The following is a 21,162-nucleotide window of genomic DNA, read 5'->3' on the forward strand; positions in this document are numbered from 1 at the left end:
TTAAGATTGGGGTTGAATAGGTGTGCCTTCTCTGAGTTTGAGAATGCCAGAAGTAACTATGGTTTCGCCAGCTTTCAGTCCGTCAAGAACTTGATAATTTGTGCCTTGAATCTCACCCAGCCGGACTAAACGCTGATGTACAACTTGTTGCGGTTTACCGTCTACAGTTGTGTTCTCTGTGACAAACACAAAACTTTGTCCGCCAATGCGAGAAATCGCCACGGTGGGAATTAATATTCCTGGCTGCTGATTCCAAATGATCCGCGCCTGTACATATTGCCCATCGCGCAATTGTCCTTGGGCATTACGAAAGCGGGCTTTGCTTAATACTGACTGCTGATCAGAACTTACCGTTGGGGAAATATAGTTAATTGCACCTTGACCGATGACCTTTTGTGTGTTGGGATTGAGCAATTCCACAGGTAATCCAATTCGCAGTTGCGGCATTCGATTGGAAGGCACAGAAAGATTCAAATCTAGGGCATCATTTTGGATAATTGTGGTGATTGTTTGTCCGGTATTGACAAAATCTCCCACTTTGACAGGAAATTCACTGATTACGCCAGCAATGGGTGAAACTACTCGTTTCTGATTCACATTAACTTGAGCCGCTGCGGTACTGGCTTGAGCTGCGCGGACATTAGCTTGGGCTTGACGAACGGCTGCACCCGCCGCAGCAACTTCTTTTTCTGCGGCTTGTAAATCTGCGATCGCCGCTTGTAAGTTATTTCTAGCAATATCTAATTCTTGTCTGGCTTGCGCTCCCTGAGTCACTAACTGTTGAGTGCGATTAAACTGGGTTCTTTGCAGTTGAACATTCGCGGCGACTTTTGTCCGTTGCGCCTCGGCTTGTTGTAGTTGTGCTTGCGCCGTTTTTAACCCAGCTTGGGCAGCATTGGTGGCTGCTATAGAACTGGCAACATTGGCTTGAGTTTGATCTAAACTCAAAGTTGCGATCGCTGTTCCCTTTTGTACCCTCTGACCACTAGACACTAAAATTGATTCAATTCGTCCTTGAATTTGCGGCTGTAGCGTCACTTTTTGTTGTGCTTCTAAAGCTCCTACAAAATTAGAACTTTCTTGGGTTGTGCTATTGCCAATTTGTTGAACTTTTACCTGCAATGCCGAGTTTTTCCCACTGGCTGCGGGAGCATTTTGAATCGGAGCAGCTGAACGTTGATTGCCAAAATGCGAAAATAAAGTCATTCCGCCAATAGCGACAACGAGACCTAACCCCAAACCGACTAACAAACCTTGCTGCCCTGAAAGCCTTCTCAAAGCGGCATTACTAAATTTAGGAGTTTCCATTACCTCACCTTACAACTGCCCCAGCAAAATTAATTAAATGTGAGTTTGCCAACCATTTATTCTGAAGCCGGAATCTAACTTTTTTTAAATGTGGGCAACAGGATGATCTCTTACCCTATTAATAAGTGCATTCATGCTCCAAAGAGATGATCTTTGCGCCGCAATAGAAATGAAAAAGTCACAACTATTTCATCTTGGCAACACTGAGAATTCACTATAGGGCATACGCATAATTAATTTATCTTTCATTAGTCAGATAGCTATAAGACTCTGGTTTGATTACTGAAGTTATTTATGTAGGTAGGTAATGAGAAACAGAAAACAGCAAACCGCAAACAATTAGGGTTTAAATATATTGATTTTTTGCCCAAATCAAATATGACTCATACATCTGTGATGAAACAGCATATTTTACTTTTTTAAGAAATAAATATGGGATAAATCTTTCCTTAGTAACTCAGTTATAGCGGTAGTCAGATATGTTAAGACAACTTGAAAGCTTGAATACAAGGATTAGTAAGACTTTTCCTCCTGCCTTCTGCCTCCTGCCTCCTGCCTTCTGCCTCCTGCCTTCTATTAAGGAAGCTCACTAATCTCAGAACCAGTTGCACAAAAAGCCTCAACAGCTTGCGAAAACTGACGATTTTGTTCCATCAGTGCCATGTGTCCACCTGGTTGCAGAGTAATTTTTTGAGCCGCAGGTAATTCTGCTACCATACGATCGCTGGCAATAGGTTTAGTGGCTATATCAGAAGCACCGCAGACAGCCAGAAACGCGCTATGCCTAGCGTAAACAAGCACCCAGTCTTTATTGGTGTTGCGATGATGTAACTCATCCAAATCAAATTATTGTTGCTTCAGAACCTTTATCTAACCAAAATTGGACGGCTTTTCCTGAGCAAAGTATGCTATTTGTTCAAGCAGAATCATTAATACCAACAATTAGAATTTTGGAGAGTTCCACCTAATTTTATTTGCATAAAAATACAGCATAGAAGACGCAAACTTATAAGTTACGTCTTCTATTAAAGTTTCAAAATTTAGAAAGTGAATGTGGTGCGGATTGTCCCAATCACAATATCATCATTGTCATTGTTATGGTCTGGAGCAGTTAACCAGATGACTCCTGGAGTAATGCTGATGTTATCGCTCAGTTTGTATTGGTAGAAGCCTTCAATATGCAGTGAAGTATCAGAGTCTCTACCAATAGTATTTCTTAACCCACTACTGGCACCTGTGACTTTTGGTTCCATCCCCACAATAATGCCACCAACACTACCTTCTTTACCTAAATCGGGGAAAGCGAGTGTGACTGCATAGTTCCAAATGTCCAGTTCACCACGAGGAATAGTACCATTATTTGTATCAACTGCTGCTAAGGTACGCGTGTTGGTATAACCAACCCAACCACCAATAGCAAACTTCGGACTAAGTTGGAAGGATGCTTGGAAGCCGTAGGAATTACTAGAAATTGGTAGATTTAGTCCTTCTCCTAAAACATCCGTCAAAGCCGTATTACTAGCTAGGGCAGTGCGTAAGTTAGCACGGTTACTACCAGCGGTCAAGTCAGCATTATAGGAATTAACGTAGGTAAAACCGAGAGTCAAACCTTTAGTCGGTTGGACAGTTAACTGTCCCATAGCACCGTAAGCGCCGTTAAATAAACCATTTCCAGAGGTAGGGTCGTTAGGGCTGCTGGCTAGATAACCTAAACTTAATTCCAATGCGTCGTTGAACTGGTGTCTCAGACCAATTCCTGCACCAGCAACAGGATAATAAATTGGGTTGCGTGTACCAAAGTTAGACAATGCACCAAAATCACCATCACCGTCAAAAAATGGGTTCACAGTATTGGTAAAATCATCTGCTGCACCCGCGTTGGCTTCTAGGATGACTGTGGTTTTTTCGCCCAGAGGAAAGCTATACAACAGTGCATCTATAGCTACCTCATTATTATTACCAGAACCGAAATTTTCATTATCTACAAACCGCAAATCTCCTTCTGGTGTGAGAGTGGAAGCGGACAACGCATCCAGGTTGGTGGCTTGCAGTCGAGTTCTTAACAGGTCTTTACCTGTAAAACTGGTGTTGAAGTCAAGGCGTATTCTATCGCCAAATGAAGTTCCTCTATCAAGATTACTACCATCGGCGCGATCGCCTGCAAAAAAGCTGATGGGTGCAAAAATAGCAGTACCACTGAGTTTGGTTGTGGTGGAAAACTGATTAGCTTCTAACTCACTGGTGCGGGCTTCTAAAGCATCGACACGACCCCGCAATGTGGCTAGTTCTGCGGTAAATTCTTCTTGGAGTTTTTGTAATTTGGCTAAATCTTCTTTGGTGACTAAATCGACTACAGCAGTAAGCAGTAGTTCGTTGACTCTATCCAAACAAGCATTTAAACCCGCAGCAAACTCATAACGTGTGAGTGCGCGATTACCACGATATGTACTATTGGGATAACCAGCAATACAACCATAACGCTCTACTAGTGATTGCAACGCTTGGAATGCCCAATCTGTAGGTTGTACGTCTGACAATTGCGACACAGAGGTAACTTGTGCCATTGTCCGTTCTTGATGTAAATTCTCAAGTGTTTTAGCTGGACTAACAATAACTAAGGGCTGATTTTTCTCATCTGATGTGGTTGATATTTCACTAGCTAAAGTATTACTACTAATTGATATTATGCTGCTAAAAGCTGCTGGAATAGCCAGCAAATAATGTAATTGTTTGTGCATTTACTCTCACACTCTTTTACCGTCGGTAGCGCTTGAAACTGCGCTTTGTGCAATAACACTTTTAAAAAGTATTCTCAAAATATTATCAGTATTGAGTGACTCTTTTAATAAAGAAGGTCAAGAAATATTTATTTTTCTAAGTAATTTTTATGTAAAAAACAATACGTTTTTACAGGCATCAATTGTATTTGCCGACACAAAATCATTCTTAAGTTGATTGCATGAGAATGATAATTATTATAAAATTGAGTATTAGAAATAAGTATCATTATCATAGTGATAAACATCAAACAAGTGTCCCTTTCTCAAAGGAATCGGATGACTACGAATCAGAAAAGACAACCCAGCAGTATATTTTCGTTAATTTCTTTACTCACATTGCTAGTGAGTATTAGCGGCTGTGACCAAGCAAATACAAATCAAAAAACCAGTGTTGAGAACTCACCACAGGTGCAAGAGGCTTCCCAACCATCAGCTAAAACCAAGGTCGTAACGACATTTTTACCGATGTATTTGTTGACTAAGGCGGTGGCTGGTGATGCGGCTGATGTGGAAATTTTAGTTCCTCCTGGTACAGAGGTGCATGAGTACCAAGCAACACCAGATAATGTAAAGGCGATCGCCACAGCTAAGATATTAGTGAAAAATGGTTTAGGCTTAGAAGAATTTTTGGATAGTACAGTCAAAAATGCCCAAAATGCTCAGTTAGTTGAAATCGATGCTAGTAAAGGGATTAAACCTTTAAATGAAATTTCCCTAGTGGAAACTACCACAAAAGCAGAAAAAGACCATGACCACACCATAGGGAATCCTCATGTTTGGTTAGATCCTGTTTTAGCAAAACAGCAGGTAATGAATATTCTATATGGATTAATTGCTGCTGACCCAGAAAATAAAACCTCTTACACAACTAATGCGGCGGCTTATATCCAGGAATTAGACAAGTTAAATAGTGAATTTCAACAAGCCTTACAAAAAAAAACTAATTGTACCTTTGTGACTTTTCACGATGCTTATCCATATTTAGCACAACGCTATAATCTTAAACAAGTTGCTGTAGTGCAAATTCCCGAAGATCAATTATCACCAACAGAGATACAAACAGTAGTTAATACAGTCAAAAAATACAAAGTTAAAGCTTTGTTTAGTGAACCAGGTGTAGATAATAAATTACTTAAAACGCTGGCGCAAGATTTAAAATTAAATTTGCGGACTCTAGATTCTTTAGAAAAGGGTGAAAAAGACCCGCAATACTATTTCAAAGCAATGAGATTAAATCTACAAACTCTCGAAACAGCATGTCAGTAAAATACTATTTTGAATTTCAATAATTTTTGTTTATTATGAATGTACCTATTTTAAAAGTAGACGGATTAACTGTATATCAAGGAAATTATTTAGCCCTGCGCGATGTTTCCTTTGAATTATTTTCAGGAACAGATACTGCTATAGTTGGGCCAAATGGTGCTGGTAAAAGTACTTTAGTCAAAGCAATTTTAGATTTATTACCTCGCAATGCTGGCACAGTCGAAATTTTTGGTTATCCAATTACAAAACTAGGCAATTTACGCCACGGCTTGGGCTATATGCCACAAAATTTCATTTTTGATCGCAGTTTTCCTATTTCTGTAGGTGAATTGATTGGTTTAGGATGGACTAATGAAGTTAAACAGCAAAAAGCCAAAGCAACAAATTCGTTATTCTCTCGAATATGGAAACAAAATCGGGAAAAAACAGTAGCAGTCACAGAAGCTTTACGGCGTACTGGGGTTTATCATTTGCGACATCAACCGATAGGAACTCTCAGCGGTGGTCAACTAAAGCGGGTGTTACTCGCTTATTGTTTAGTTATGCCGCGAAAACTGTTGATATTAGATGAGGCTTTTGCTGGGGTTGATATGCAAGGTGCAGCCGATTTTTATGTTTTATTAAATGAGTTGAAACAAGAAGAAGGCTGGACTATTTTACAAGTTTCTCATGATATTGATATGGTAAGCCGCCATTGCGATCGCGTTCTTTGTCTCAATCAAACTGTGGTTTGTACTGGTCAGCCAGAATTTGCTTTATCACCAGAAAACCTTTTAGCAACCTATGGCCCAGGCTTCAGTCGTTATCACCATCATCACAATTAAAATTCCTATTTTATTCAGGTTCATCTAAGTGTTCAGCTACTACCTGATAAAGATGCAGAATATGATTATCGTGGAGGCGATAAAAGACATTACGTCCTTGCTTGCGGTAGTTGACTAAACGCATTGCCCTTAAGTTTCTTAGCTGATGTGAAACCGCAGATTCACTCATCTCTAATGAGGTAGCTAAATCACTCACACACAATTCTTTTTGCGCTAAAAAAGAGAGAATTCGCAGACGATTAGCATCTCCTAGAAAACTAAAAAATTCTGCCATCCGTTGGGCTTTTTCAATATTAAGAAATTCTTCTGTGAGGGGAGATAAAATCTCACTACTGATAGTTGATATTGAGTTTGGCTGAATCATTTTTGTAATTTAAAACTTAAACATAAATAAATTGTTAAACCAAGATATATTATAATTTTTTTGATAAACAATCTAAAATTTCTCTAGTTTTAACAGTGTAATTTATTTAGTAACCAAGCCACTGCACTATCAACATCTGCAACTTGTTCGCCTGCTGGTACTTTTGGACGCTTGACTATAACAACCTGTACACCCAGTTCTCGCGCAGCCAGAATTTTGGCGTAGGTTGCATCACCACCACTATTTTTACTAACGATGGTATCAATGTTGTACTGAATCAGAATTTTCTTTTCATTTCCTAAGACGAAAGGGCCGCGATCGCACAATATCATTCCTGGTGGTACTAAGGCATCTTGTCCAGGAGGGTCAATCATCCGCATCAAAAACCAAATATCCTGGAGGTGTGCAAATGTGCCTAGTTCTTGTCTACCAACAGTTAAGAATACTCTTTTTGCTTGATTTTTTAAAACTTCTGCGGCGGCGCTATTACTTTCTACTTCAATCCAGCGATCGCCTGTCACTTTTTCCCAAGCCGGACGAATTAACATTAATCTGGGTATGTCTACTTCATTGGCCGCCGCCGCTGCATTAAAGGATATCTGATTTGCAAAGGGATGAGTAGCATCAATTAGTAGGTCAATTTTCATTTGACGCAGATATTCCACCAGCCCCTCTACACCACCAAAACCACCAATCCGCACATTGCCAGATGGAACTGATGGTTCACGGGTGCGACCAGCTAAAGATGCGATCGCTTCAATTCCAGTGATGCTTGCAACTTTCGCACCGAGTTCCGCGGCTTCGCCAGTGCCACCCAAAATTAAAACACGTTTATACTCAGCACTTAGCACTTGACTACAAGGAGGGAATTTTCGCTAAAATACCCCGTTTCAAGGGTTCTGGTCGTTCTGACCAAGGCAATAATCCGTTAGGTTTAGCGTAGTATTGACTAGCACATTCTAGGATAGCCGCCGCACTACTATCAACATTTAAATCACCAAACAGATAAGTTAACTTACCTTTAGCAGCAAAGGCGACAACGCAAGAACGGTTACAAGCACTCATACATTCAACAGCTTGGATCGGAAATTCATCTTGCAAATCCCAATCTTGTGCTAGTTGCTGAATCTGGTGCAGTAATTTTTGACCGCCACTTTCACCTACACGCTTACCATCTTGCCAAAGGCTGGCACAGGTTTGGCAAACAAATAAAGTATGAGTCTGGGAAGCGATCGCAGGCGAATTAGTTGTAATAGTAGTATGAGCAGCAGTCATCCGTACCTCGCAGATGTGTTGGACTTATTAGTATACTTCGGCGGGCATCCTGACTTGGAAAGTTTTTCCTTCACAGTTGCGGGACAGCGCCGGATTTGCACCGAACTTTCCCCGTTACCTTTGGTGGCTGATCTCCATCAAAACCGAATATTCTGTTTATTATATCATCTGCATTTTTAGGAAAAGGAATGAGTAAATCTCCATGCTTAAAATTAAGGTATGGCTGAATAAAAGGCTTGATTATGAATGCTTCATAATCAACAATAACCCCGACTTTTTCCAGAAATCGGGGTTATAAAGACCTGTTATTTTCACAGATGAGATAGAATTTCTATGTATTAATTAACGCAAAAAAGTCTTTTGTAAAGATGACAGTTGTACATCAACCGCACTGAGATAAGTGGAATCGTGTAGAAATTGGTCTGGTAGTTTTTTGGCTTTAACAGCAGCTTGAACTAAATCTCTTGCGTTCAGAGTACCTATTTGATGCTGAAATATCAGTGTGCTGCCACTAGGAATGCCTTGTGATTTAAGATTACCTTGATAAGCAAGATAAACAAGATTAAAAGGCTGAATTCCACGGAAAGTAGTCGCATTACTAGGAGACATGTAAGAGTTAATGGCTGTAGTTATGACTTGACCATGTGTGGTGATAGGAGTTACGTCAATATTCGCGGATGTGATATCCGTAGCTGTTTGAGCAGACCCAATTCCTGCGGTAAGCATCATGGAAGCAATGGTAAGAAAGGAAGCTGTTAAAGTTGAAAGTTTCATAAGTTTATACTTCCGTTAAATTTAAAAGTTAGAATAAATACTCACTAGTACTGACATTTATTTGTTATAATTTCAGACTTGCTGTACTTAGTTCGCCTGAATAGATAATTGTGAAATATAACTACAGTTGGGGTTTCCTGATTCCGGAAAAAGTTTATCAAAATATACTGAATATTAAAATTGATGAAAAATCTGGCTGTGAGGTTTTTTCGTTGCTATTTACTATGATTTGCGATCGCTGTATTCTTGCTGTGACAACATGCGATCGCCTATACAAAGTTTAGCAGGTTACAGCACGCTTTTTTAAAGCTAATTTCAAGCGATCGCCAGGTTTAGGTTCCAGCACTTGAGTAGTCAGATTATTTTTCTCAAGCGACGCACGCAAATCTTCAGCCGTACCCACAGCTTTTAAAAAGTTCACCATCAACCCTTCATAGATTGCATCTGCTTTTGCAGCTGTAGGTAGGATAAATTGCGGTTCCAACCATTTAGAGACTTCCAAGGCGCTGTTTGTCCCGCGAATAATTGCACCGACTAATGGCAATGCCAAATCAACTGTTGGTGTAATGATGACATCAACAGGTGCAAACTGTTTTAGTTGTGGTGAATGATAGCCATGTGGCTCATAGTAGAGTGAGAAATTAGTTGCTAATTCTTTCAGCAGATAACTATTTTCTGTCAGTGTAGGGCCAATGGGAGAACCAGGCAAAGCCCTAATTTCTACTTGATTATTTAAAGTGAAACTTTCACCATGCTCTAAACAGGTGACAGAAATGTAACCCAAATCTTGAACAACTTTAGCAGCGTTAGGAGAAGCCACTACAGGAATTTTGTGGTCAAGTTGCTTCAATGTTGGCAGATGTGCATGGTCTGGCAAACCTTGAGACAACAATATCAAGTCAATATCTTCTGAAATTAATCTTTCTTGTTTGAGAGAAGCTTTAAACAGCCAATCTAAGCCAAAACTTAACTCGCCAACTAACCAAGGGTCAACTAGTATGCGTTGACCACCAATTTCCATTAACCAACTATTGTTGTCTAACCAAGTTAAGTACATAACCAAACTGAAGTAACACCTGCCTTTATTATTACGGATGAATTTAGAGGCTGGCGTTCACCTTGGTTTTTGGTCATTGTTCATTAGCGAACGGCTGCGATAATCGAGAGAAGTCGGCTCATTAGCCAGGGTATAGGGGCGTAAGGGTTTTGAATACCTACACCCTGACTCAATCCTTAATTTTTCCTTGCTTGCGTCAGTCCTACAGATGAAACACTTCAGATTTACTCAACCCTTTTTCAAGGCAGTATAAAGCCATATTTTTTGAGTACCGCCTTAGCTGCACTACTCGATAAAAATTGACTAAACTCTTTAGCTGCAATGGCATTCTTACTCCGTTTGACAACAGCCATTGGATAAACTATTGGGGAGTGATATTTCTCGTCAGCCGCCACAACTACTTTTACTTTGTCAGAAATTTTGGCATCAGTAGCATAAACTAAACCTGCATCAGCATTACCGCTTTCTACCGCCGCCAAAACTTGACGCACGTTGTTGGCATAAACCAGTTTAGGAGTTATTTGCGACCAAATTTTTAACTTTTGTAAAACTTGCTGCGCGTATTGACCAGCCGGAACGCTTCTGGGTTCACCAATAGCGATGCGTTTGATTTTAGATTCTTTAAGATTGTAAAGGCTGGTAATGCTAGTAATATTTTTGGGTACAACTAAGACAAGGCGGTTTTTTGCCAAAATCGCGCGTGTACCGGGAAGCAACAGCCCTTTTTGTTCTAAAGCATCTACTTGCTTTTTCCCAGCGGAAATAAAAATATCAGCTGGTGCGCCTTGTTCAATTTGTTGTTGTAATGCTCCAGAAGCCCCAAAGTTATAATTTATATTGACATTGGGTTTACTTTGTTGATAAATCGGTTTAATTTCTTCCAATGCTTCTTTTAAACTAGCAGCCGCCGAAACAAGTAAATTGACGTTCGACTGTGCCGTAACAACAGAAGGTACAATGAATGTTGAGCAAACAGCAAGTAACAAACTAGCTAGTGCTGTGCCAAAAAAGGAAAGAACTTGTTTTCTTTTCATAGAAAGATGGTGTAGCAATAGGTTCTTCTGCAATTTGATGGCGCTTGGTAGGATCATACCGAGCGTCATTCCAGTCTTTACCAACTGAATTGGTAACATTATGCCAAGAAAAGAACAAGGATGGATCACATTTCAAACATCGGAAGAGGAACGGAAAATTCTCGAAGAGTTTTGCCAGGACTCTCAACGCACCAAAACCGAGATTCTACGGGAGTTAGTCCGTGGTCTTAATAAGCACCAAGCATCACAAGCCCCTATACCAACCAAACAAACTATTACACAGGTAAATCAGGAAAATTTGGCAATACCTACTACGGAAGTTAGTAGTCCTAAGAAGGCTTTAAAAGTTAGCTCCCGGAATATTCTCAAGGGTGTGGTGAAAAAAGTTGTGACTGGGGCTGTTAATTGTGAGGTAACGCTAGAAATTGTTCACAAAGTTGAGCTAACCTCAATGATTACGAGAACATCTGTAGAAGAGTTGGGTCTAGTGGCGGGAGAAGAAGCCTATGCTGTGATTAAATCTAACGATATTGTGATTGCTAAAGAATAAAGATGATGGAATTACAGCGAAACTATTAGATAAAGAGTATTAGGAGCTTAACTTAAATAGGCGTTTAAGTTTGAATTAAACGCCTGCTAATAGCTTAGAAAACTTTTATTTATAGTAGTTCAATATTCAGTATTCTTCCCTAATTGGCGTAATGCTAAACCAAATTCAGACATATTCCTGAGCGTGAATTGATTGAGGTCGTACATCACAAAAACTTTCTGCCAAAACTACATTTAAAACATCCTTGGTGCTTATATGTCCTAGACTTCTGGACTGAAAGTGCGGTATTTTTGCAATGTTTACTGAAAATTCACAGGCTCAGTTCCACCAGAGAAAGAAAATTTACTAATTATTTTTTAATAAATAAAATTAGCAAAAACAAAAGGCTCAAGTACTAAAACTTGAGCCTTTTCTAATTTAGTTAACTGAGATTATTTATTCATCTCAATACTATTTTCTTAAAGGGTTGAACTTAGTAGCGGTTACGGCCACCATAGCCACCACCACCGTTTCCTCTGTTACCACCACCACCAAAGGAGCCACGATCTTCTCTAGGCTTGGCTTTGTTAACTTTAAGGTCACGACCCATCCACTCAGCACCATCAAGTGCATCAATAGCAGCGGTTTCTTCTGCATCGCTACTCATCTCTACAAAGGCAAAGCCACGTAGACGACCTGTTTCACGGTCGGTAGGGATCTGAATGCGCTTTACAGAACCATATTCTGCAAAAACACTGTTCAGAGCATCTTGTGTAACTTCATAAGAGAGGTTACCTACGTAAATTGACATAAATTTAATCCGAAATCGCAAGTTTGCAGAGATTTAGATTTCGGGGAGAAGTCTGTAAATACCAAGAGGAAAAAGCCTATCAATACTAAAAACAAACGCTATCGCCGAATTAACTCTCACACCTCATCATTACATAAAATGTCGATATTAGGAAAAAAATAGAAAAATTGTAATATAAAGATATGTAAACCTGCGATCGCCCAATTCTTTATAGTCTTGGCTTAACTTGCGTGATGGCGATCGCCCAATCAGAATTTGCTCAATGTAACAACTTGTAAACTATGCTAGATTCTCCATGCGGCTGGAGAGTATAGGATAAATTTGAGTCTAGTTATTGACTGTGAACAGGATGTAACAACTAGAACAAAAATAGTTCCTTTGAAAAAAAGGAAGAACAGTATGTTAAGTAAATCAACAATTTATGGGCTGGTAGGTGTACTCGCAGGTAGTGCTATTACAGCTTTATCCATTACTTACACTACCAGAGCCGCGCAACAGCGTCCTTTACAATCTCCGCCTTGTGGCACAAGCAGTTCCATGCCACACAAGATGGCTGGGACACACCAAGTAGATCAGCACTTCATCGAAATGATGATACCTCACCATCAGGGAGCAGTAGAGATGGCAGATCTAGCTTTGCAAAAGGCACAACATCCTGAGCTTAAAAAACTGGCTACTGCGATTAAAGCCGACCAGAATCAAGAAATTGACCAAATGAAAGCTTGGTACAAACAATGGTATGGCGCGGAAGTTCCTGCTACTCCCAAAACTGGTATGGGAATGGTTCATGGTAGAGGCCAAAATATGCCGGAAATGTCCATGCACTCAGGAATGATGGGTATGGGGATGAATTTAGAGACATTAAAAAATGCCTCTGACTTTGACAAGGAATTTATCCGCCAGATGATTCCACACCATGAGTCAGCAGTAATGATGGCCAAGATGGTAGCAAATAATGCTACTCATCCAGAAATTCGCAACTTAGCTGAAGCTATCATCAAATCCCAAACTGCGGAAATTCAACAGATGCAGCAATGGTATCAAGCTTGGTCTAAATAATTTTATCGTTCAAATCCTAAATCTATGACACTTACACTCACAGTTCCCAACATGGCTTGTTCTGCTTGTGCAAACAATATTACCAATGCTGTGAAAACAGTTGATGGTAGTGCGATCGTTCAAGCCGATCCGACAACTAAGCTTGTTAGTGTGGAGACTCAAGCTTCTGAGCAAAAAATTAAGGATGCTTTAGCCGATGCTGGCTATCCCGCAGCCTAATTCTTAATGAGAAACTAATAGACTTATTGTAGCAGTTAGAGTAAGGGTTCAAGGATAAATTGCTTTGAACCCTTATTTTTATGGAAAACCAACTTTTCTAATTATTTATTAAATCAAAATATTTTTAAATTGATTGGTATTTTCCACAGTTTCAGTTTTGCAATTACTGATAATACTGGGGTTGTTTATTATGCAACTTTATCTGATTCAGCAAGAATTTTACTATTATCTTTACCTATATGTACAGAGTATTACTTAATTAATTAAATTCAAATTTTAGCTAGTACTAAAAATAACCGTTTTTATGAGATTAACATGATATTCCTAGAAGAACCGCTTCACGACTAGTGAAACGTGCAAATGAATGTTAACTCGCAGAATTTTAGTTAGATGCGTAAACCTAAAACTTTTAATAATTCAGAGCGTTTTATTGAGGGCTGGTATTGGGTAATGCCATCTCAAAATCTGCGAATAGGTGAAGTTAAACCTGTTACTATTTTAGGGAGAAATTTAGTAATTTATCGTGGTCAAAATAAACAGGTAGTTATTTGTGATGCTTACTGTCCCCACATGGGCGCTCATCTTGCTGAAGGCAAAGTAGAAGGTAATGAATTACGCTGTTTTTTCCATAATTGGAAATTTGATAGTCAAGGAATATGTGTAGAAATTCCCTGTTTATATGAGCCATTACCTCTTAAATTAAAGACTTGGCCGACAGAGGAAAAGTACGGCATGATCTGGATTTGGACAGGAGAAGCAACACAACAACCACTACCATTTATTCCAGATGTAGACCAAGATGAGTTCGATGTTACCTTTGGTTTTCACTTTTTCAAAAACTGTCATCCTAATATAGTGATGATTAATGCAATTGATGCTCAACATTTTAATACAATCCACCAACTGCCATTTGAAATTATTTTTGATACAGAGGAATATAGTCCAAATACAATTATTTTCCGTAACACCACTGATGTCCGGGGAGATTATAGCTTTAAAAAACTTATTCGGAGGATATCCAAAAGGTCGATTACTTACAATATTTGTTATTGGTATGCTAGTACTTCTATCGTGACACTGGGGTTTGATTTTTTTAGTTTACATATTATGTTTGCCCTGCGGCTTATAGAAGGTGGCAAAACGGAAGGACGAACTATTTTAATGATGAAAAAACGTAAAAGAATTTTAGGAAAGTTATTTAATCAATTTGTGCTGTGGATGCTCAAGCTTTTTGGTCAAAATTTTGTTAAGGGTGACAACAAAATTTTTAAGACAATGCAGTTTAATTTTAAAACTCCGATTAAAGCGGATCAGTCTATTGTGCAACTGATCAACCATGTTGAAAAACAAAAACCTCTGACATGGGGAACTTGGCAGTTAGCGCGATCGCGCGAGGTTGAAGCTCAAGAAAACCCTAATAAATGGCGTGATGATTTAATTAATGATTAAGTAATGCTGAAAAGTTAAAGTCAAATTTTTGCTTTTTTCTAGGCTATGGCTCAAATAAAAAGAAGTGGCAAAGCCACTTCATCATTCCCAGGTAGAACCTAGAGATAAGTATAGCGATTTCAGAAATAGAAAATGGTATAAATAGACACTGATTAATCTGAGATGCCAATTTTCCTGGCTGATCAAGCGTTAAGATTTTAATTCCGACTTATGTGCATCGCTACTGCTCTGGGTTAAGTAAGACCATCATCTGTGAAACTCTCATTCCTAGAGGCTTCCAGTGAGGGTTGCTAGAAGAAAAGGTGCTGTCACCTAATACAGCACGATAGTGATGGGGATATTTTTGGTCAGCATTAGGCGCAGCGTCTACTTGCAGGATGAGTTTACCTTGATAAGAGGATAGTTTGCTGCTGTCTAGCAAAATCGTCCCGCCATAGTCCCAAGCCAGTCCATACAGTTTAAAGTTGCCTAATTTTTGGCGTAACTCACGCCACGGAGTCCCAACACCAATACCTTCGCGGGTTTTCCAAGCAGTTCCTAAGTTACGCACATCTAGCGGTTTGGTACGGGTGTGATCACTCCAAACGACTAAAAGCGATCGCTCTCGACCTAAGTTTAACTGAGTTGCGGCAAAACTACCGATTCCTTCTGCGCCAGAAATAGTTTTATCGACTAGGCGAGACGCACCAAATAGTTTGACTAAATCTTTTTTGGTGGTTTTAGGTGTAATCGGCCCAACTCGTTCGCCGGGAACGATTAAAGTATCTGTTAATCGTTGTGATTGGGTAACAGTGAAGTGATGAGAATTATTTTGCGGTAGCGCAACGGCTGGGTGTGCTGAGTAGCTAATTAATAAAGCTAATGCAGCCGTTGTCATGTTTTTAATTGGTAGATACACTGTATTTCTCTATTGAGTATTAGGAGTTAAACTGACGACTCCTATTGCTGACAGTTCCCTGTTACTTCATTACTCTAGTAGCGTTAAAAATTGCCAGCAAAGCTACACCAACATCAGCAAATACAGCTTCCCACATTGTGGCTACACCTAAAATTCCCAAGCCAATAAATGCAGTTTTAATTGCTAAGGCGAAACTAATATTTTGCCAAACTATTGTGCGGGTTTTTCGAGCAATTTGGATTGCTGTAGCTACTTTAGAAGGCGCATCTGTCATGATGACTATATCGGCGGTTTCGATGGCTGCATCTGAGCCTAAACCACCCATCGCCATACCTACGTCGGCTCTAGCAATTACAGGTGCATCATTAATTCCATCACCAATAAAGGCGACTTTTCCATTTTGACCTTTGGGACTAAGTAACTTTTCAATTGCAGAGACTTTTTCTTCGGGTAATAACTCGGCAATATAGGAATCTATGCCAAGTTGTTGAGATATTCGAGCAGCGATCGCCTGATTATCTCCTGTTAACATGACTGTTTTTTCTACGCCTACTTTTTTCAGTGCTTGAATCGCTGCTCTTGCATCAGATTTTAACTCATCAGCAATGATGATATATCCAGCGTAAATCTTATCTACTGCTAGATGTACAACTGTACCTTCTACATTGCATGTATCATGGTTGATTTGCTCTTGATGTAATAGGCGATCGCTTCCCGCTAACACTACTTTATTTCCTACCTTTGCCTTAATTCCATGACCTGCAATTTCTGCATAATCTGTAACTTCTGATATATCAAAAGTATCACCATATTCCTCTCTAATTGATTGGGCAATGGGATGATGAGAATGAGCTTCTACTTTTGCCGCTAATTCTAGAATTTCTGGTTCACTATACCCATTAAATGGAACAATTTCTACTACTTTAAATACGCCTTTTGTTAAAGTGCCTGTTTTATCAAAAACTACTGTTTTAACTGTAGTTAAAGTATCTAAAAACATCGAGCCTTTAATCAAAATACCGCGTTTTGCTGCACCGCCAATTCCACCAAAATAGCCCAAAGGTATACTTATCACTAGTCCACAAGGACAAGAAATAACTAATAATATTAAAGCTCGATACACCCATTCTGAAGATGTAGCGCCAGGAATGAGTAAAGGTGGTAATATTGCTACTGCCAGAGAGATGAAAACAACTATTGGTGTATAATAACGAGCAAATTTTGTAATGAATTTTTCAGTTTCTGCTTTTTTACTTCTGGCATTTTGCACCAAGTCTAAAATCTTGGCGATAGAAGATTCATTAAATAATTTTGTGACTTTAATTTTCAGCAAGCCAACTTGATTAATTGTCCCTGCTAATACTGTGTCTCCAACTCTCACCGTTTGTGGTACAGATTCTCCTGTTAAAGCAGATGTATCAATCTGAGAATTCCCAGTGATAATTTCACCATCTAAAGGAATTTTTTCTCCAGGTTTAACAATAACAATATCTCCAATTTTTACTATCTCTGGAGATACTTTATTTACTTGGTTGCCTATCTCAATATTGGCATAATCTGGGCGTACCTCTAATAAAGCTTTAATAGAGTTGCGAGAACGATTGATGGCAATATCTTGAAATAATTCTCCAATTTTATAAAACAACATTACACCGACAGCTTCGGGTAATTTATGAATTGCCAAAGCACCCAGTGTGGCGATTGTCATTAAAAATGTTTCATCAAAAATTCTACCTCGGAGAATATTTCGTCCGGCTGTTTTTAAAACACTCCATCCACTGAGGAGATAAGCAGGAATAAAAACTAGATATTCACCAATAGCATAAGGTGTGTTGTGTAATTGTTGCTCAAAAACTATTCCAGATATATATAAAATACCAATCATAATTAGAGAATATATCTCGTTTTTAAAGATAAATTCTCCACCGTGGTCATGATTATGATTATCATCGTGATTATGTTCATGAGAATGGTGATGATTTTCATGATGATCATGACTGCAACAACTGGAAGATTCTGAATGTGTTTTATGCTGCATTTTGTCAAAAGTCTGGTCTATTTAATATATGAGCGTATATTCAAATTTATTAGAAATAAATATTTTTTGCAAGCTAAAATTTTAAGAAAGATAATCTTTATCAAGTGATAATTTAAGGATGCTGTTGAATTTGCAGAGAAATTTTCAGTCAATGTGAATATTTGCGAATTTATCTCCAGAAAGATGTATTTGCGTCAGCATTTTGTAAGATTATGAGGAAATTATGAAAATTTAAGCATAAACGAATGCCTTTTTCGGAGAATAATGCTAAAAAGCCTAGCCTACCTGAAGTTCACCGCAGCATTAAAGTCCCCCATACGAAAAGTGTTTGGCGCAAGATATTGGCGTATGCAGGGCCGGGATATCTCGTTTCTGTAGGATATATAGATCCGGGAAACTGGGCGACTGATTTAGCTGGTGGGGCTAAATTTGGCTATACATTGCTAACGGTGATTATGCTTTCTAACTTGATGGCGATTTTAATGCAATCACTGTGTGTGCGGTTAGGGGTAGCTACTGGACGAGATTTAGCCCAAGCTTGTCGGGATTATTTTAGTCCGCGTGTGAGCTTTGGTTTATGGTTACTGTGTGAAATTGCGATCGCCGCTTGTGATTTAGCAGAAGTTTTGGGAAGTGCGATCGCGCTACAATTACTTTTTGGTATTCCCCTAAGTTGGGGTGTTTGCATCACTGCGTTAGATGTATTTGTCTTGTTATTACTACAAAATAAAGGCTTTCGTTACACCGAAGCCTTGGTAATGATGTTAGTAGGAACTGTGAGCATTTGTTTTGCAGCAGAAATTATTTTTTCCCGTCCTGATTGGGGCGGAATTTTATTAGGCTATGCTCCCAAAATAGAAATATTGCAAAATCCCGGAATGTTGTACATTGCTATTGGCATTTTGGGTGCTACAGTCATGCCGCATAATTTATATTTGCACTCATCAATTGTCCAGACGCGGGATTGGCAACCAACTAATGAGAAGCGATTGGAAGCAATTAAATTTGGTACGATTGATTCGACATTTGCTTTGTGTTTTGCATTGTTAATTAATTCTGCAATATTAATTGTATCAGCAGCAACTTTTCATTTTTCTGGACATCAAGATGTTGCAGAAATTCAAGATGCTTATCAATTGCTTTCTCCTTTGTTGGGTGTGAATGCAGCGAGTGCAATTTTTGGTTTAGCATTATTAGCTTCTGGACAAAGTTCCACCCTCACAGCCACCTTAGCAGGACAAATTGTTATGGAAGGCTTTTTAAATTTACGCTTAAAACCTTGGTTACGCCGATTGTTGACCAGAATTATCGCAATTGTGCCAGCTTTAATTTCTATTATTTATTTTGGTGAAAAAAGTACAAGTAGCTTATTAATTTTTAGCCAAGTCATCTTAAGTTTACAGCTATCATTTGCAGTAGTGCCGTTAGTGATGTTTACCAGTAATCCTCGCTTAATGGGTGAGTTTGTCAATCCTTGGTGGTTAAAAACATTATCATGGTTAGTAGCGATCGCCATAATTATTTTAAATGCTTGGTTGCTATGGCAAACTATTTATGATTGGTTGTTTGGTTAAAATGTAGAAATAAAAGAATACTGCAAGTGTAAAGGGGTGAAATTATGAACCATATCCAGCAAAAAATTGCCGTCTGGGGAATTACAATATTGCTTGGTGCAACACCTGCGGTTGTATATGCAAAAACACCAAGTAGTCAAACAAATTTTCAGGAATCTTTTCAACAAGGGGTGCAAAAATTAGAACAAGGTAACTTTAGTGCAGCAGTCACAGATTTTGACAAAGTAGTACAGCAAAATCCTAAATTTTATGAAGGTTTTTGTCTGCGAGGTTTAGCTAAATCACAACTGGGAGACTTACAAGCAGCAATTGGCGACTTTAACCAAGCGCTACAACTCAATCCTCACCATGTAGATGCTTATAATAGTCGGGGAACGATTTATGCTCAACTGGGCAATCTGCAAAAGGCGATCGCCGATTTTAACGCTACACTCAAAATTGATCCGCAGTCTGTAGATGCTTACTATAATCGCGGACTTGCTTACTTTAAACAGCAAAATCCCCAAGCGGCGATTTCTGATTTTAACCAAGCAATTAGCTTAAATCCTCAGTTAGCTGATGCTTATGGTAATCGGGGACTGGCTAAATATACTTTAGGCGATCAACGTAACGCGATCGCCGATCTCCAGCAAGCAGCCACACTTTTTCGTCAACAAGGTGATACCGCCAGCTATCAACAAACCCAAACTCTAATTCAACAGGTGCAACGTTAGTGTTGTAAACTAAGTTGCCGACGTAGCTGCAATCCCACTAACAACCCAATGATAATGATTCCGGTGAGATAAGCCAGCACAATTAAGCGAATTGATACAGGTGGCGCAACTCCTTCCACATCAACATTTTTTTGCACTCGCAGAGGTGAAAATTGTCGTGAAGCGTTTGGTTGAGGCGAAACTTCTACCAAAACATTGTGAGGTGCGCCATCAAAAAATTGCTGTTCCCAAGTAAGTTTCCCGGTAGCATCTGGGATACCTTGGTAAGCGAAAGGAACCCAGCCATCTTCCAGTGACTTTGTTTTGATGTTTAACAAGACATCAGAAACAGGCTGCTGAGTTTTTTCATCTACAACTTGCACTTGTAATTTATCAGTTTCGCCAACTGTTGCACTAGCATCACCCAACAGTTGCACTTGTAAACCCTGCTGTTTCACAATATCGTAGTTATCAGTTTCCGGTTCAGCCGCAGATGTATGGTGGTGATGTTCTCCATGCGATGTCTGCGATTGTGCCATTTCTGAACTGAGGTTAATTGCTAATAACGCAATAATGGCGACAACAGTTGCACTACTCAATAATAATCTTACTCGTTGGGGCGCAATTTCTCCTGGTTGGGTTTCTTGTCGTCCCCCAATTACCCAGCCACCACCTAAGCCGACAATCAATAAAATTCCGGCGAGAATAGCAAAATTACGATACTTAACTGGATTTTCGGGAACTGACAGATGGAGATTTTGCTGAATGGGAGTAAAAGCATTGGGCGTTATTGGAGTAACATTAACTTGTAGTTGGTAGTTACCCCGAATTGGTAAAATTTGCTGGACTTGCAGTTGACCTTGAGGAGCGATCGCTTGTACATCTAACAGCTTGGTTCCCTCGACGATGGGAAAATCTGTGGTAAACCAAGGATTTTTCGGGGGAGTAAAGATTTTTAAATTTATTTTGGCATTTTCTACAGGTTTACCTGTTGCATCAACCGCTTGCAATGTCAGTTTTACTGGCTTTTGGGGTGTGCTGGCTTCGGCCTCAAAAGGTATTGTTTGGCTAATTGGCGGTTCAGTAGTTAATCGCACATTTGCTTGAGGCGATGACTGCGAAAAAACAGCAGAGTGTTCAAAACCCACACTCATCAAACCAGCCACAGTACTGAGGAATAGATAAACCTTTAACTTTTTGATTTTTAGCAT

22 protein-coding genes and 1 riboswitch are annotated in these 21,162 nt (G+C 39.3%); of the genes, 9 read left to right on the forward strand and 13 right to left on the reverse strand.

Features of this window, described 5'->3' with window-relative positions; translation table 11 throughout:
* The 3 genes from NCWK1_RS26075 to NCWK1_RS26085 form a co-directional block, all read right to left on the reverse strand.
* Positions 1–1,308: an efflux RND transporter periplasmic adaptor subunit gene (locus tag NCWK1_RS26075; protein ID WP_245894995.1), complete on the reverse strand. Its 1,308-nt coding sequence runs from the start codon at positions 1,306–1,308 to the stop codon at positions 1–3.
* A gap of 576 nt (positions 1,309–1,884) precedes the next feature.
* On the reverse strand, positions 1,885–2,148 hold the full coding sequence (locus NCWK1_RS26080; RefSeq protein ID WP_146034046.1) for an alpha/beta fold hydrolase: 264 nt from the start codon (positions 2,146–2,148) through the stop codon (positions 1,885–1,887).
* A gap of 200 nt (positions 2,149–2,348) precedes the next feature.
* Complete coding sequence (locus NCWK1_RS26085) at positions 2,349–4,046, reverse strand: iron uptake porin (RefSeq protein ID WP_103126709.1); 1,698 nt, start codon at positions 4,044–4,046, stop codon at positions 2,349–2,351.
* A 318-nt stretch (positions 4,047–4,364) separates the two neighbouring features.
* Between NCWK1_RS26085 and NCWK1_RS26090 the strand changes: the two genes are divergently transcribed.
* Positions 4,365–5,354, forward strand: a complete 990-nt coding sequence (locus tag NCWK1_RS26090) for a metal ABC transporter substrate-binding protein (RefSeq protein WP_103126710.1) — start codon at positions 4,365–4,367, stop codon at positions 5,352–5,354.
* A 35-nt stretch (positions 5,355–5,389) separates the two neighbouring features.
* Entirely contained in the window at positions 5,390–6,178 is a 789-nt protein-coding gene (locus NCWK1_RS26095; protein WP_103126711.1) for a metal ABC transporter ATP-binding protein, read from the forward strand.
* Positions 6,179–6,188: 10 nt separating this feature from the next.
* Here NCWK1_RS26095 and NCWK1_RS26100 read toward each other — a convergent pair whose 3' ends face one another.
* The 4 genes from NCWK1_RS26100 to NCWK1_RS26115 form a co-directional block, all read right to left on the reverse strand.
* A complete protein-coding gene (locus NCWK1_RS26100; protein WP_245894997.1) occupies positions 6,189–6,452 on the reverse strand; it encodes an ArsR/SmtB family transcription factor in 264 nt (87 codons plus the stop codon).
* Positions 6,453–6,631: 179 nt separating this feature from the next.
* The gene (locus NCWK1_RS26105; protein WP_103126712.1) at positions 6,632–7,393 is read right to left on the reverse strand and encodes a cobalt-precorrin-6A reductase; all 762 of its coding nucleotides are present in this window, start codon (positions 7,391–7,393) and stop codon (positions 6,632–6,634) included.
* A 4-nt stretch (positions 7,394–7,397) separates the two neighbouring features.
* Positions 7,398–7,817: a DUF1636 domain-containing protein gene (locus tag NCWK1_RS26110; RefSeq protein ID WP_096577678.1), complete on the reverse strand. Its 420-nt coding sequence runs from the start codon at positions 7,815–7,817 to the stop codon at positions 7,398–7,400.
* Between the two features lie 22 nt (positions 7,818–7,839).
* Positions 7,840–7,979: riboswitch (cobalamin riboswitch) on the reverse strand.
* Between the two features lie 180 nt (positions 7,980–8,159).
* Positions 8,160–8,591 (reverse strand): hypothetical protein, encoded by a 432-nt coding sequence (locus NCWK1_RS26115; RefSeq protein ID WP_103126713.1) that lies wholly within the window; start codon positions 8,589–8,591, stop codon positions 8,160–8,162.
* A 110-nt stretch (positions 8,592–8,701) separates the two neighbouring features.
* Here NCWK1_RS26115 and NCWK1_RS29775 point away from each other — a divergent pair, with 110 nt between their 5' ends.
* Positions 8,702–8,875, forward strand: a complete 174-nt coding sequence (locus NCWK1_RS29775) for a hypothetical protein (protein WP_187308254.1) — start codon at positions 8,702–8,704, stop codon at positions 8,873–8,875.
* Here NCWK1_RS29775 and NCWK1_RS26120 read toward each other — a convergent pair.
* Entirely contained in the window at positions 8,872–9,648 is a 777-nt protein-coding gene (locus tag NCWK1_RS26120; RefSeq protein WP_096577682.1) for an MBL fold metallo-hydrolase, read from the reverse strand. The two genes, NCWK1_RS29775 and NCWK1_RS26120, sit on opposite strands and share 4 nt — an antisense overlap.
* 239 nt (positions 9,649–9,887) lie before the next feature.
* Positions 9,888–10,682, reverse strand: a complete 795-nt coding sequence (modA, locus tag NCWK1_RS26125; RefSeq protein ID WP_103126742.1) for a molybdate ABC transporter substrate-binding protein — start codon at positions 10,680–10,682, stop codon at positions 9,888–9,890.
* A gap of 100 nt (positions 10,683–10,782) precedes the next feature.
* On the opposite strand from modA, the gene NCWK1_RS26130 reads away from it, so the two are divergent.
* Positions 10,783–11,232, forward strand: coding sequence for a TOBE domain-containing protein (locus NCWK1_RS26130; protein ID WP_096577686.1), 450 nt, complete (start codon positions 10,783–10,785; stop codon positions 11,230–11,232).
* 472 nt (positions 11,233–11,704) lie between these two features.
* On the opposite strand, the gene NCWK1_RS26135 is transcribed toward NCWK1_RS26130, so the two are convergent.
* Complete coding sequence (locus NCWK1_RS26135) at positions 11,705–12,022, reverse strand: RNA recognition motif domain-containing protein (RefSeq protein ID WP_096577688.1); 318 nt, start codon at positions 12,020–12,022, stop codon at positions 11,705–11,707.
* A 399-nt stretch (positions 12,023–12,421) separates the two neighbouring features.
* Between NCWK1_RS26135 and NCWK1_RS26140 the strand changes: the two genes are divergently transcribed.
* The 3 genes from NCWK1_RS26140 (at position 12,422) to NCWK1_RS26150 (ending at position 14,749) form a co-directional block, all read left to right on the forward strand.
* Entirely contained in the window at positions 12,422–13,081 is a 660-nt protein-coding gene (locus tag NCWK1_RS26140) for a DUF305 domain-containing protein (RefSeq protein WP_096577690.1), read from the forward strand.
* A 24-nt stretch (positions 13,082–13,105) separates the two neighbouring features.
* Positions 13,106–13,300, forward strand: a complete 195-nt coding sequence (locus NCWK1_RS26145; RefSeq protein WP_103126714.1) for a heavy-metal-associated domain-containing protein — start codon at positions 13,106–13,108, stop codon at positions 13,298–13,300.
* Positions 13,301–13,690: 390 nt separating this feature from the next.
* Positions 13,691–14,749 (forward strand): aromatic ring-hydroxylating dioxygenase subunit alpha, encoded by a 1,059-nt coding sequence (locus NCWK1_RS26150; RefSeq protein ID WP_103126715.1) that lies wholly within the window; start codon positions 13,691–13,693, stop codon positions 14,747–14,749.
* A gap of 220 nt (positions 14,750–14,969) precedes the next feature.
* Here the strand turns inward: NCWK1_RS26150 and NCWK1_RS26155 are convergent, their stop codons facing one another.
* Together NCWK1_RS26155 and NCWK1_RS26160 are read right to left on the reverse strand one after the other, a co-directional pair.
* Complete coding sequence (locus tag NCWK1_RS26155; protein WP_103126716.1) at positions 14,970–15,647, reverse strand: hypothetical protein; 678 nt, start codon at positions 15,645–15,647, stop codon at positions 14,970–14,972.
* A 61-nt stretch (positions 15,648–15,708) separates the two neighbouring features.
* Positions 15,709–17,685, reverse strand: coding sequence for a heavy metal translocating P-type ATPase (locus tag NCWK1_RS26160; protein WP_103126717.1), 1,977 nt, complete (start codon positions 17,683–17,685; stop codon positions 15,709–15,711).
* A 245-nt stretch (positions 17,686–17,930) separates the two neighbouring features.
* On the opposite strand from NCWK1_RS26160, the gene NCWK1_RS26165 reads away from it, so the two are divergent.
* Entirely contained in the window at positions 17,931–19,259 is a 1,329-nt protein-coding gene (locus NCWK1_RS26165) for an Nramp family divalent metal transporter (protein ID WP_103126718.1), read from the forward strand.
* Positions 19,260–19,303: 44 nt separating this feature from the next.
* Positions 19,304–19,972, forward strand: a complete 669-nt coding sequence (locus NCWK1_RS26170; RefSeq protein WP_096577702.1) for a tetratricopeptide repeat protein — start codon at positions 19,304–19,306, stop codon at positions 19,970–19,972.
* On the opposite strand, the gene NCWK1_RS26175 is transcribed toward NCWK1_RS26170, so the two are convergent.
* A complete protein-coding gene (locus NCWK1_RS26175) occupies positions 19,969–21,162 on the reverse strand; it encodes a peptidase associated/transthyretin-like domain-containing protein (protein ID WP_245894996.1) in 1,194 nt (397 codons plus the stop codon). The genes NCWK1_RS26170 and NCWK1_RS26175 overlap by 4 nt on opposite strands.

Origin of the sequence: Nostoc cycadae WK-1 (assembly GCF_002897135.1) — a bacterium.
Classification (GTDB): Bacteria; Cyanobacteriota; Cyanobacteriia; order Cyanobacteriales; family Nostocaceae; genus Nostoc_B.